The sequence below is a fragment of the Polynucleobacter sp. MWH-UH23A genome, assembly GCF_040409805.1.
Classification (GTDB): domain Bacteria; phylum Pseudomonadota; class Gammaproteobacteria; order Burkholderiales; family Burkholderiaceae; genus Polynucleobacter.
Genome location: NZ_CP099572.1, coordinates 1,046,069 through 1,059,216 on the forward strand (window position 1 = coordinate 1,046,069; position 13,148 = coordinate 1,059,216).

Consider the following 13,148-nt stretch of genomic DNA (forward strand, 5'->3'; position numbering starts at 1 on the left):
CTACCCCTCCTTTCATGTTTTAATTGTATTAATGACTAGATTGTACGAATGAACCGTAGTTTTTACATCATTATGGCGGCGCAATTTTTTTCGTCGCTTGCTGATAACGCCCTGCTCATTGCAGCAATTGCCCTTCTGGCCCAGCTCAGCGCTCCGGCCTGGATGACCCCTTTACTCAAATTATTCTTCGTATTGTCGTATGTCCTACTTGCAGCATTTGTTGGTGCTTTTGCAGATTCCCGCCCTAAGGGTAATGTCATGTTCATTACCAATACTATTAAATTTATTGGGTGCGTCACCATGCTTTTTGGTGGGCACCCTTTACTGTCATATGCCATAGTTGGATTAGGTGCCGCTGCCTACTCCCCAGCTAAATACGGAATTTTGACTGAACTACTGCCACCTGAAAAACTTGTGGCAGCTAATGGCTGGATTGAGGGCTTAACTGTTGGTTCCATCATTTTGGGAACGGTATTAGGCGGTGTACTAATTAGCAGCACGGTATCGCAAAGCTTGCTTGCGCTCGATATGCCTACATTTGATACTGGCATCGATACTCCCGCAGAATCAGCCATTCTCATCATCATGATGATTTATGTAGTTGCAGCTCTCATTAACCTCAAAATCCCTGATACTGGTGCGCGCTATGTATCTCAAAAGACAAATCCGATAGCACTCATCAAGGATTTTTCAATTTGCTTCAAAACACTTTGGGATGATCGCTTGGGACAAATCTCCCTAGCTGTGACGACCCTATTTTGGGGTGCTGGTGCAACCCTGCAATTTATTGTTATTAAATGGGCTCAAGTTGCCCTGCACATGAATCTATCGCAAGGCGCTATATTACAAGCCATCTCAGCCGTTGGCGTTGCTGGTGGTGCCGTATGGGCTGCATGGCGCGTACCGTTGCGCAATTCTCTCAATGTCTTGCCCTACGGCATTGCCATGGGTTTAGTAGTCTGCATAATGGCGATCTACAACTCTGATTTATTGCCCAATACAACACTGTTGACCATCGGCAAATTACAGATCACGCTCAATTTATTGCCAGCATATGCTTTATTAATATTAGTTGGCTGGTTGGCAGGCTACTTTGTAGTGCCAATGAACGCCTTACTGCAACATCGCGGCCACGTACTCATGTCTGCAGGTCATTCAATCGCAGTACAAAATTTTAATGAAAATATTTCTGTGCTTGCAATGCTAGCGATGTACTCATTACTGATCTGGTTGGATGTACCTGTTCAAGCTGTCATTATTGGCTTCGGACTTGCAGTCAGCGGAATCATGTGGCTCGTAATTAAACGCCATGCTCGTAACCAGGCTGAATACGACTCAATGCATTTGATTGGCGAACACAAGCACTAAAAACCAACGCCTTTTTAGTGAACTCTGCGCTAAGTATTTTGTAAAACTGATTTAGCCAATAACAAATCTTGCCATAGCAAAGCCTTCTCCTTTGGATTTCCAACAACTTGCGCAAGGTCTTGAGAGGCTACTACTGGAATCTCGTCATCATTTCCAGTATTTAAGGCCAAAATAGTTTCACGCAACTGGGGCAAGGGATCGCGCTCACCCGTTACTTTCTGTACCGCTGGGCCACCGAATGCAAGCGCAACTACTGGCGCCCCATCCTCTGACATTGTGAGCTTGGATAAGTCGTCACTAAGGAGTTTCCAAGACCACTCTTGAGAAGATAGACCCAAAACTCGAATGATATTCTGAAAGAGCAATTGCGCTTCACCCTGAGGCTTAGCACCAAAGAACCACCAATGTGCGCGAGCTGATGATTCGACAGTTTGTGAGATCGCATTATCTTCTGTAGAGTTTGTCGCAGGAGTTGGAGATACGCAAGGTCCTGGCTCTCTTGTGACCCATTCGGTAATACCCATTTCTTTCAAATAGCTTGCGTGCAAATTGCTCATGACTCTAGCTTAATGGATTTCGCCATCACAATTGCATCCTCCCGAATACCCGTCTCAGGGCTGGCTGGATAGTAGCCTTTGCGTATGCCTATCTGCTCGTATCCCAATTTTTTATACAGGGCAAAAGCAGGATCATTTGTGGGTCGCACTTCTAAGATAATTCGAGGCATCTTTTGCTGAGCCGCAACACCCTCGATGGCCTCCATCATTCGAGTTCCTAATCCCAGCTTTCTTAATTTTGGCGAGACTGTGATGTTTAATAGATGGAGCTCATCCACCGCAGGATAGAGAATGCAATATGCCCATAAGGCTTGAGAATCTAAAAATGTACCTGGAGCCACATCACCCTCTGCAAGTCTTGGTCTAATGCAGTAAGCCCAGTGCGCTGCGGCTAGAGAGTCGGAAAAGTTTCCTCGGGTCCATGGATGAATATGAGAAATAGACTCGATTGCCAATACAGCATCAAGATCTGCCATTTGCATAGGCATAAAAGTAAGCTCGGCAACTTCCTTTGGGTTTGTCATTGCTAAGCGTTCTTTTTAAAGATCTGTTCGCGCTCTTCGGTAGTTAAAGCTACCTTATTACGCACATAAAGCGGTTTTAGCTCTTGAACGGATATTTGCTTGCCGTTGAGCAATGCGGGTATTGCACTGCTCAAAATACCTAGTGCAGAAACACCAATATCTGCTTCTACATGATCTACAGGCAGTTGATGGTGTCTATACAGGCGATTGCCGTAAGCATGAATAGCGTTACCAGCCAAATACTGCGTGCCTTCTAAGTCTATTTCTTCAGGGCCACTCAAATGGATATCGCCAAGCCTCTGGGACATGCTATCCGTTGACACGTATTGATACCTAGCCCAATAAATTTCGTCCATGCGTGCATCAACTGCAACTACAAATTGATTTGGCCGTACCCTTAGGAAACTTGGGCTAGATAGCAACTGCATTGCGATTGCATCTAAGCTAGCAACCGGAATCACTGGTAGATTTGCAGCAAGCGCCAAACCTTGAACTGCAGCAACCCCTAATCGTACGCCTGTAAATGCGCCTGGACCAATGTCAATCGCAATCGCATCCAAATCTGCAATAGCAATCTTTGAATCTAGTAGCAATTCATCAATCCATGGCAAAAGCAGCTGACTAGCACCAGACGCTACCGGCTGATGTCTAAAAATAGGCTCTACCTCACCTAAAGATAAAGCCACCGAACACCAAGCTGATGAGGTGTCGATGGCCAATATGCGTTTCAAGTTGAACTCTTATTGCGTTGGCTAAAACCCAAATTATGAACTCAATCCAGCAATCACTTCTGGGGGTGCTTGAACTAACTCAATTAAGACCCCCTCACCCCCAATCGGAAACTCATCATTACCCTTGGGATGAACAAAAGTGATCTCATGGCCGCCGGCACCCTTACGTATTCCGCCTGGCGCAAAGCGCAGGCCATTTGCCGATAACCACTCAACAGCTTTCGGCAAATCATCAACCCATAAACCAATATGATTTAGCGGCGTTTGATGCACTGCTGGCTTTTTATTGATATCCAAGGATTGCATAAGATCAACCTCGATCTCATGCGCTCCAGAGCCGATTGCACAAATATCTTCATCTACGTTTTCACGCTCAGATACAAAAGTGCTCTTATATTCAAAACCGAATAAATCAACCCATAATTTCTTAAGGCGATCTTTATTCTCGCCACCAATAGCTATTTGCTGAATTCCGAGAATCTTAAAAGGCTTTGCTGTCATTTAAACGAAACCCTTCTTATTCAAAACGAATAATTAATTGATCGACAGCCAAGCTTTCGCCCTCTTTGGCACAGATCTCCGCAACAACACCATCTTGCATAGCAGAAATCGTGTTTTCCATCTTCATTGCTTCAATTGAGGCCAATTTTTGGCCTGCCGTTACGGTTTCGCCAACCTTAACGGCAACTTTAGTTAATAAACCTGGCATAGGTGACATAACAAGCTTAGAAGTATCAGGTGGAAGTTTCACTGGCATACGGCGTTGCAGCTCAGCGCCCAGCGGGCTGAGAACCATACACTCATAATGCGCACCATCTAAGATGAGATAGAACTTCACGCCCTTGCGCTCCACTTGAGCGGTGATTTTATGCGTGCCATTAATGGTTGCATTGAGGCAAATCTGTCCTGGACGCCAATCACTGACAATGTCATAGCGGCTAACACCATCTTTTTCATCTATATATACTGAATAGACACCATCTTTGAGCTCAACCCGAATTGGAACTTCATATGGATCATTCATAGACCCTGTTTTTTTGCCAGTCACCACAACAAATTTCTTAGCAATAACCATTTCATGGCCGGCTAACTGACCATCAATCATCTTGATATGCTCGAGATAGCGATAACGCATGAAAGCTGCCAGTGCAGCCAAGCGTTTGGGGTCAGCAGGTTGAACTGAATCCTTCTTAAAGCCTTCTGGATATTCTTCAGCAATAAAGCCCGTTGTGAAGTCGCCATTCACAAATCGTAGGTGTTGTAATAACGCCGCTTGAAATGGAATGTTGGAATGAATGCCACGAATCACAAAGTCGTTCAAAGCAGAACGCATCTTCTCGATGGCATCTGTACGATCCTTGCCATGCACAATTAACTTCGCAATCATAGAGTCGTAGTACATCGGAATCTCGCCACCCTCATACACACCAGTGTCAACACGAACGCCATTGATTGACTCTGGCGGGCGATACTTAACAAGACGCCCTGTAGAAGGCAGGAAGTTGCGGAATGGGTCGTCTGCATTAATACGACACTCCATTGACCAGCCATCCAGCTTTACATCCTCTTGTTTGAAAGATAACTTTTCACCAGCAGCAACACGAATCATCTGCTCTACAAGATCAAGACCGGTGATGCTCTCAGTAACTGGATGCTCTACCTGTAAACGGGTATTCATTTCCAGGAAATAGAAAGACTTGTCTTTGCCGACGACAAACTCTACTGTTCCAGCCGACTGGTAGTTAACCGCTTTAGCAAGAGCAACTGCTTGCTCGCCCATGGCCTTACGAGTAGCAGGATCGATAAATGGCGATGGCGCCTCTTCAATCACCTTTTGATGGCGACGTTGAATAGAGCAGTCACGCTCGTTGAGGTAGACCACATTGCCATGAGAATCGCCCAAGATTTGTATCTCGATATGTCTTGGGCCTTCAACAAACTTTTCAATAAAGATGCGATCATCCCCAAAGCTATTCATAGCTTCGGTTTTACATGCTGCAAAGCCTTCGGCAGCCTCTTTGTCATTAAACGCCACACGCAAGCCCTTACCACCGCCACCTGCTGAGGCTTTAATCATGACTGGATAGCCAATACCTTGAGCAATCTTGACAGCCTCTTCGTTGGTGTCAATGGCATCGTTGTAACCAGGAATCGTATTGACCTTAGCCTCTTGAGCTAGTTTCTTAGAAGCGATCTTGTCCCCCATGGCTGCAATAGACTGATGCTTAGGTCCAATAAAGACGATGCCTTCCTCTTCGCAACGCTTAGCGAACTGCTCGTTCTCAGAGAGGAATCCATAGCCTGGGTGAACTGCTTCGGCACCGGTATCTTTACAAGCTTGTATGATCCGATCCATTACAAGATAGGACTCTCTTGATGGAGCTGGCCCAATACAAACCGCTTCATCAGCCAGCTGTACGTGTCGAGCCTCTTTATCCGCCTCTGAATACACGGCGACGGTTTTAATACCCATCTTCTTGGCGGTCTTCATCACACGGCAAGCGATCTCGCCGCGGTTAGCAATCAGAATTTTCTTAAACATTTTCGTAGTCATTTTTATCAGCGCCTTTACAGAGGAATATTGCCGTGTTTACGCGCAGGATTCTTCAAATCTTTGTCTTTTAGCATCGCTAAAGAGCGAGCGATACGCTTGCGGGTTTCGTGCGGAAGGATGACATCATCAATATATCCACGACGACCTGCCACAAAGGGATTTGCAAACTTAGATTTGTATTCCGCTTCACGAGCAGCGATCTTTTCTGGATCAGACTTCTCTTCACGGAAAATGATTTCAACCGCACCTTTAGGGCCCATCACAGCAATCTCAGCAGATGGCCAAGCGAAGTTCACATCACCTCGTAAATGCTTCGAAGCCATCACATCATATGCGCCGCCATAGGCTTTACGGGTAATGAGCGTTACTTTTGGTACTGTGCAATCTGCATATGCATAGAGTAATTTCGCACCATGTTTAATAATGCCGCCGTATTCCTGAGCTGTTCCTGGCATAAATCCAGGCACATCGACCAATGTCACCACAGGAATATTGAAGGCATCACAGAAGCGCACAAAACGCGCCGCTTTAATAGAGGCCTTAATATCTAAGCAACCTGCTAATACCAACGGTTGATTTGCCACAATACCAATTGAGCGACCTTCCATTCGTGCAAAACCAATGACGATGTTCTTTGCATAATCCGGTTGAAGCTCAAAGAATTCGCCATCATCAACAATCTTCTCTATCAACTCTTTCATGTCATAAGGTTGATTCGGGTTGGAGGGCACTAAGGTATCTAGAGAGAAATCTGGCTCTTCGGTACGGTTTGCACCTTTGATAAGGGGAGGCTTCTCACGATTTGATAAAGGTAGATAGTTGAAGAAGCGACGCAGCATCATGATGGCATCAACATCATTGTCAAAAGCCAAATCACAAACGCCAGATACAGTTGAATGGGTGACAGCTCCACCCAATTCTTCAGCAGTAACATCTTCGTGCGTAACTGTTTTAACCACTTCTGGGCCAGTTACGAACATATAGGAGCTATCTTTCACCATAAAGATGAAGTCAGTGAGCGCTGGTGAATAGACGGCACCACCTGCTGATGGCCCCATGATCAAGGAAATTTGTGGAATTACACCAGAGGCAGTGACGTTACGCTGGAAAATTTCTGCATAGCCACCCAAAGAAGCAACGCCCTCCTGAATTCGAGCACCGCCAGAGTCATTCAAACCAATCACTGGGGCACCCACCTTCATTGCTTGATCCATGATCTTACAAATCTTCTCAGCATGCGCCTCGGACAGTGAGCCACCTAAAACCGTGAAATCCTGAGAGAACACAAATACTAGACGGCCGTTAATCATTCCATAGCCAGTGACAACACCATCGCCTGGTACAGTCTGATCACCCATTCCAAAGTCGTGGCAACGGTGCTCAACAAACATGTCCCATTCTTCAAATGTACCCGCATCAAGCAATAGTTCAATTCGCTCTCGAGCCGTTAGCTTGCCTTTTGAGTGTTGAGCTTGAATACGCTTTTGCCCACCACCAAGGCGCGCTAGCTCACGCTTTGCCTCTAGTTGTTGAATGATTTCCTTCATTACCTACTCCTTAGAAAAATTCATGACCCATGGACTCCAATAAGCGTCTTGCCGCAACTGAAGGCGCCATGGTTCCTTGATTAACTTCTGCAACTAAATTTGGTAGAAGCGCTTGCACCGCCTCATTACTACGAAATGCATTCTTTAAACCCGCATCAATACGATCCCACATCCATGCTCCAGCTTGTTGCTTACGACGTGAGTCAAACTTACCGTTTGCCTTCTGTAGCTTTTCAAAATGAGAAATCTTTTCCCATAACTCTGGGACGCCTCGACCTTCAAGAGCACTCAACGTCATTACCGTGGGATGCCAATAATTGAGATCATGCGAGGCGTGATCTGGATTGCCTTGAAAGCCTAACAAACGTAATGAGCTAGTAATAAAGAGTTGCGCACGCATTGCTGCATCAGGATCGATATCTACCTTATTAATGACAATCAAATCAGCGATTTCCATGACACCCTTCTTGATCGCTTGCAAATCATCTCCAGCGTTAGGTAACTGAAGTAGCAAAAACATATCCGTCATGCCCGCTACCGCTATCTCGCTTTGACCTACACCTACAGTTTCAACAATCACCACATCAAAACCAGCGGCTTCAGCCACCAGCATGGCTTCGCGGGTTTTTTCTGCTACACCACCCAAGGTTAAAGATGATGGGCTTGGACGGATGAACGCATTTTCTAAAACAGAAAGTCGCTCCATTCGAGTCTTGTCGCCCAAAATAGAGCCGCCGGATAAACTTGATGAGGGATCAATTGCGAGAACTGCAACCCGATGACCTTTCTCAATCAAATACAGGCCAAGAGATTCAATTAAGGTGGACTTACCAACACCTGGAACACCAGAAATACCCAAGCGGAATGACTTCCCTGTTTTTGGCAGTAGAGCATTAAGCACTTCGTCAGCGCGTTTGCGATGATCTAGTCGAGTCGACTCAAGCAATGTAATGACTTTTGCCAACGCCCTTCGCTGCTTTAGCGACGGGGCGCTGGTGAGGTCATTTACCAAAGCCTGATCAACTGCCTCGATCATCTTGCCTATCTCGCCTAGATCGTATTAAGTAGGTTTTACAGATTTACGGATTTGCTCAAGCACATCCTTGGCTGAAGCAGGAATTGGTGTACCTGGACCGTAGATGCCTTTAACGCCAGCCTCATACAGGAACTCATAATCCTGTCTTGGTATAACTCCACCAACAAAGACAATGATGTCGTCAGCACCTTGTTTTTTCAGTTCAGCAATAATTGCTGGAACAAGAGTCTTGTGACCAGCCGCTAAGGTTGAAACGCCTAATGCATGAACGTCATTCTCAATCGCCTGACGCGCGCACTCTTCTGGAGTCTGAAATAGAGGACCAATATCCACATCAAAGCCAAGATCGGCATAAGCGGTTGCAACCACCTTTGCGCCACGATCATGGCCGTCTTGACCAAGCTTAGCAATCATCACACGTGGACGACGACCAAACTCTTTTGCAAAATCTGCAATTTCTGTTTGTAATTTTGCCCAGCCCTCAGCTGAGTCATAAGCAGCAGCATACACTCCGGTCACCTTTTGAGTATCGGCGCGATGGCGCCCGTAAACTTTTTCTAATGCATCTGAGACCTCACCAACTGTTGCACGCAGACGAATTGCGTTGACAGATAACTCTAGTAAATTACCTGAGCCTTCTTCAGCAGCCTTGGTTAAAGCATCTAATGCAGCCTGTACTTTTTTACTGTCACGCTTCGCTTTGATATCTTTGAGGCGAGCAACCTGTCCATCACGAACCTTGTCGTTATCAATCATCAATACATCAACAAGATCTTCTTTGGCCAGCTTATATTTATTTACCCCAACGATCACATCAGAACCTGAATCAATCTTCGCCTGTTTTTCAGCAGCAGCGGCTTCAATTTTGAGCTTAGCCCAACCACTTTCAACAGCCTTAGTCATGCCACCCATTGCGTCAACTTCTTCAATAATCTCCCAAGCTTTATCAGCCATCTCTTGAGTCAAACTCTCCATCATGTATGAGCCGGCCCATGGATCGATTACGCTGGTGATATGGGTTTCTTCTTGCAAAATGAGCTGGGTGTTTCTGGCAATACGGCTTGAGAATTCGGAAGGTAAGGCAATTGCCTCATCTAAAGAATTGGTATGCAAAGACTGTGTGCCACCAAATACTGCAGCCATCGCCTCAACAGTCGTTCTCACAACGTTGTTATAAGGATCTTGCTCCGTCAAAGACCAGCCCGATGTCTGACAGTGGGTTCGTAGCATCAATGATTTTGGATTTTTAGGTTCAAAGGACTTCATGATGCGCCACCACAATAAGCGTGCCGCGCGCAATTTAGCTACTTCAAGGTAGAAGTTCATACCGATCGCAAAAAAGAATGAAAGGCGACCAGCAAAACCATCAACATCCAATCCTTTTGCTAAAGCAGTTTTGACATACTCCTTACCGTCAGCCAATGTAAACGCCAGCTCCAATACTTGATTGGCGCCCGCTTCTTGCATGTGATAACCCGAAATAGAAATCGAGTTGAACTTAGGCATATTCTTGGCGGTGTACTCAATAATGTCGCCAATGATTCGCATTGAAGGCTCTGGTGGATAAATATAGGTATTACGCACCATGAACTCTTTCAGAATATCGTTCTGAATCGTTCCAGACAATTGCTCTTGCTTAACGCCCTGCTCCTCACCTGCAACAATGTACCCAGCCAGCACTGGCAGAACCGCTCCGTTCATGGTCATCGACACAGAAACCTTATCTAACGGGATTCCGTCAAACAAAATTTTCATATCCTCTACAGAATCAATCGCCACACCAGCCTTACCAACGTCACCCGTTACACGAGGATGATCGGAGTCATAACCGCGATGGGTTGCCAAATCGAATGCAACAGAAACGCCTTGTCCTCCAGCCTCCAAAGCTTTGCGATAAAAAGCATTTGATTCTTCGGCCGTTGAAAAACCAGCATACTGACGAATGGTCCAAGGACGTACTGAATACATCGTTGCTTGTGGCCCACGAACAAATGGCTCAAAACCTGGCAATGTATCTTTGTAATTAAGGTCTTTTGAATCTGCAGACGTATAGAGTGCTTTTAAATGAATTCCATCGGGAGTTTTCCAGCCAAGCTGATTAACATCACCATTAGGCGCTGACTTTTGCGCAGCTTTATTCCAAGAATCTAAACTCACATCTGGAAATGATGGCCATTCTTTGCTGGATGGATTTTTCTTTTCTGAACTCACAAAACACTCCCTAGTTTTTTGTTGCATTGCATATAAGATTCTGTAATTCTGCTTGACTATTTGTCATTTGTCTAGTTATCATGTATTCATAATTATGAATACAAAACTGAATAATAGACCCTTGTACGAAGACGTCGCAGACAAGCTTCGGGAGCAGATATTTGCCAAACAATTAGCCCCAGGTAGCTGGCTTGATGAGCAAAGCCTTGCTGACCAGTTTGGGATTAGTCGCACCCCAATGCGGGAAGCAATCAAAGTTCTCGCTTCTGAAGGTTTGGTGACGATCAAAATGCGTCGTGGCGCTTATGTAACAGAAATAGCTAGAAATGATCTTGAGCAGATCTTTACCATCCTCTCCTTGCTAGAGGGCGAAGCAGCCAAACAAACAGCAATTAAGGCTACCGAGGAAGAGCTTAATCAACTCGACTATTGGCATCACCGCTTAGAAAAAGCCGCCGCCGATCGGGATATAGAACAATTTTTTGAAATCAATGGAAAATTTCACGAACTTATTCAAGAAATTGCAGGCAATCGCTGGATGAATGGCGTCATTGCAGATTTGAGAAAAGTTCTCAAACTACATCGTCGCGATTCACTAACCAGCACAGGAAGACTACAAAACTCCTTGCTTGAGCATCGAGAAATACTTAAAGCGCTTTTAAAGCGCGATCAAACAGGCGCCGAAGTGGCAATGAGAAAACATATGGAGCGCGGATTAGAGGCGCTCAGATAGTACTTTGATGTATACAAAGAAAAAAGGCTTGGAAAATTACCCAAGCCTTTTCGCATGAAGTTATGGGAAAACCTACTTCTTGATAACAAAGTTCCCCGGCAATGAAGCTATATAAGCTGCAATATCATGCAAATCAGCATCAGTTAAAGACTGAACCTGAGAGCCCATTACTGCGTTATTGCGTCCATATTGCGCGTTGCCATTGCCTACCTTGTAAGCCTTTAATGCGTAATAGATGTAATCAGGATATTGACCAGCTAATTTAGGATACGCAGGCAAGATCGGGGCATTTAAGCCGGCGCCGTGGCATGAAGCGCAATTCGCTTTCTCTACCAAAGCCTTTCCTTTATCAACGCTTGTAGCATTTGCCACATTTACCAAACCAATACCAGAAAGCAATGCTGCTGTAATTAGTGCAAATTTCATAAAGGCGCCTCTATTACTTCAATGGGTTATTCGGTGAGCTGGCAGTTTGCGCAGCATAGTACTCGCCAATATCAGCCATGTCCTGATCAGACAAGCTAGCTGCGATGGAGCGCATTGTCGGGTGTTTTCTTTCACCTTTTTTGTATGCCGCTAAAGCAGAAGCAATATATGCAGCATTCTGACCGCCCAACATCGGAACTCTGTAAACCAATGGATAGTCAGCACGGTAGTCAGGAATTGAGTGGCAACCTACACAAAGCCATACCTTGCCATTACCAGCACTAGCGTTACCTTTAACTTCATCGGCCTGAGCCGCAAATCCAGCAAACGCCAGACCAGCACAGACGAGCAATTTAGAAAGAATTGAGAGTTTTTTCATAGAAATCAGTATTTATGAGTTTGATTTAAATCAACTGGGGAGAGTATAGCGGAGAGTGACCTATTCGACCCGCATTTGGGTCATGCTTTTGGCCCTTCGGCGTCAAAAATCAGTAGAAATACTGAAAATTGAACGCCATTTACCTATACTGGAACACCCCACATAACAGATTTTGATTGTCCGAAATGACCTCAGCATACAAGACTAGCAACCCTAAACCCTCAATGCGCTTTGATGGAAGCCAGCAATACGTGGCAACAGATGACCTGAAGCTGGCTGTAAATGCAGCAATAGCGCTACAGCGCCCACTTCTCATAAAAGGGGAGCCAGGAACAGGCAAAACAATGCTGGCAGAAGAGGTGGCATCCGCCCTCAAGATGCCACTGTTGCAATGGCACATCAAATCTACCACCAAGGCCCAGCAAGGGCTCTACGAGTACGATGCTGTTAGTCGTCTGCGTGACTCTCAGTTAGGCGATGAAAAAGTTAAAGACATTCGCAACTACATTGTAAAAGGCGTCTTATGGCAAGCATTTGAAGCAGATCATCCCACTGTACTGCTCATTGACGAGATCGATAAAGCAGATATCGAATTTCCAAATGATCTCTTACGTGAAATTGACCGAATGGAGTTTTATGTATATGAAACCCGCGAGCTAATAAAAGCAAAGCACCGCCCTCTTGTCATTATTACTTCCAATAATGAAAAAGAATTACCAGATGCTTTCTTGCGTCGCTGTTTCTTTCATTACATTAGTTTTCCAGATGCAAATACGATGCAAAGCATTGTGGATGTACATCATCCCAATATCAAACAAGATCTTCTAGATGCTGCTCTTAAAGCCTTCTATCAAATCCGCGCATTACCAGGACTAAAGAAGAAGCCATCCACCTCCGAATTGATTGACTGGTTGAAGCTCTTGCTCGCGGAGGATATTCCACCAGAGGCCCTCCACTCACAAGATGAAAAAATTGTGGTGCCCCCTCTACATGGCGCTTTACTCAAGAATGAACAAGACATTCATCTTTTTGAGCGTTTAGTGATGATGAATCGCAATCATCGCTAAATACCCGCTAAAAAA

At 45.2% G+C, this 13,148-nt stretch carries 13 protein-coding genes; 3 read left to right on the top strand and 10 right to left on the bottom strand.

Features of this window, described 5'->3' with window-relative positions:
- Positions 1 to 48 precede the first annotated feature (48 nt).
- A complete protein-coding gene (gene lplT / locus NHB35_RS05490; RefSeq protein ID WP_353431390.1) occupies positions 49 to 1,368 on the top strand; it encodes a lysophospholipid transporter LplT in 1,320 nt (439 codons plus the stop codon).
- A gap of 29 nt (positions 1,369 to 1,397) precedes the next feature.
- Here the strand turns inward: lplT and NHB35_RS05495 are convergent, their stop codons facing one another.
- Genes NHB35_RS05495 through scpA form a run of 8 tightly spaced genes read right to left on the bottom strand, consistent with a single transcriptional unit; the run spans position 1,398 to position 10,528 of the window.
- Positions 1,398 to 1,925 (bottom strand): hypothetical protein, encoded by a 528-nt coding sequence (locus NHB35_RS05495; RefSeq protein WP_353431391.1) that lies wholly within the window; start codon positions 1,923 to 1,925, stop codon positions 1,398 to 1,400.
- Positions 1,922 to 2,449, bottom strand: a complete 528-nt coding sequence (rimI, locus tag NHB35_RS05500; protein ID WP_353431392.1) for a ribosomal protein S18-alanine N-acetyltransferase — start codon at positions 2,447 to 2,449, stop codon at positions 1,922 to 1,924. Before rimI ends, NHB35_RS05495 begins: the two co-directional genes overlap by 4 nt.
- Before the next feature lie 2 nt (positions 2,450 to 2,451).
- Positions 2,452 to 3,180, bottom strand: a complete 729-nt coding sequence (tsaB, locus tag NHB35_RS05505) for a tRNA (adenosine(37)-N6)-threonylcarbamoyltransferase complex dimerization subunit type 1 TsaB (RefSeq protein WP_353431393.1) — start codon at positions 3,178 to 3,180, stop codon at positions 2,452 to 2,454.
- Between the two features lie 33 nt (positions 3,181 to 3,213).
- Positions 3,214 to 3,681: a VOC family protein gene (locus tag NHB35_RS05510; RefSeq protein WP_353431394.1), complete on the bottom strand. Its 468-nt coding sequence runs from the start codon at positions 3,679 to 3,681 to the stop codon at positions 3,214 to 3,216.
- Positions 3,682 to 3,697: 16 nt separating this feature from the next.
- A complete protein-coding gene (gene accC, locus NHB35_RS05515) occupies positions 3,698 to 5,734 on the bottom strand; it encodes an acetyl-CoA carboxylase biotin carboxylase subunit (RefSeq protein ID WP_353431395.1) in 2,037 nt (678 codons plus the stop codon).
- Between the two features lie 14 nt (positions 5,735 to 5,748).
- Positions 5,749 to 7,281 (bottom strand): acyl-CoA carboxylase subunit beta, encoded by a 1,533-nt coding sequence (locus NHB35_RS05520; protein ID WP_215315318.1) that lies wholly within the window; start codon positions 7,279 to 7,281, stop codon positions 5,749 to 5,751.
- A gap of 10 nt (positions 7,282 to 7,291) precedes the next feature.
- Positions 7,292 to 8,317 (bottom strand): methylmalonyl Co-A mutase-associated GTPase MeaB, encoded by a 1,026-nt coding sequence (gene meaB, locus NHB35_RS05525; protein WP_353431396.1) that lies wholly within the window; start codon positions 8,315 to 8,317, stop codon positions 7,292 to 7,294.
- A gap of 24 nt (positions 8,318 to 8,341) precedes the next feature.
- Positions 8,342 to 10,528 carry a methylmalonyl-CoA mutase gene (scpA, locus tag NHB35_RS05530; protein WP_353431397.1) on the bottom strand — a complete coding sequence of 729 codons (2,187 nt, stop codon included), beginning with the start codon at positions 10,526 to 10,528 and terminating at the stop codon, positions 8,342 to 8,344.
- Between the two features lie 94 nt (positions 10,529 to 10,622).
- Between scpA and NHB35_RS05535 the strand changes: the two genes are divergently transcribed.
- The gene (locus tag NHB35_RS05535) at positions 10,623 to 11,261 is read left to right on the top strand and encodes a GntR family transcriptional regulator (RefSeq protein WP_353431398.1); all 639 of its coding nucleotides are present in this window, start codon (positions 10,623 to 10,625) and stop codon (positions 11,259 to 11,261) included.
- A gap of 72 nt (positions 11,262 to 11,333) precedes the next feature.
- Here the strand turns inward: NHB35_RS05535 and NHB35_RS05540 are convergent, their stop codons facing one another.
- Positions 11,334 to 11,687, bottom strand: coding sequence for a cytochrome c (locus NHB35_RS05540; protein ID WP_353431399.1), 354 nt, complete (start codon positions 11,685 to 11,687; stop codon positions 11,334 to 11,336).
- Positions 11,688 to 11,700: 13 nt separating this feature from the next.
- Positions 11,701 to 12,066: a cytochrome c gene (locus NHB35_RS05545; protein WP_353431400.1), complete on the bottom strand. Its 366-nt coding sequence runs from the start codon at positions 12,064 to 12,066 to the stop codon at positions 11,701 to 11,703.
- A gap of 224 nt (positions 12,067 to 12,290) precedes the next feature.
- Here NHB35_RS05545 and NHB35_RS05550 point away from each other — a divergent pair, with 224 nt between their 5' ends.
- The gene (locus NHB35_RS05550; RefSeq protein ID WP_353433402.1) at positions 12,291 to 13,133 is read left to right on the top strand and encodes a MoxR family ATPase; all 843 of its coding nucleotides are present in this window, start codon (positions 12,291 to 12,293) and stop codon (positions 13,131 to 13,133) included.
- The last annotated feature ends 15 nt before the right edge of the window (positions 13,134 to 13,148 follow it).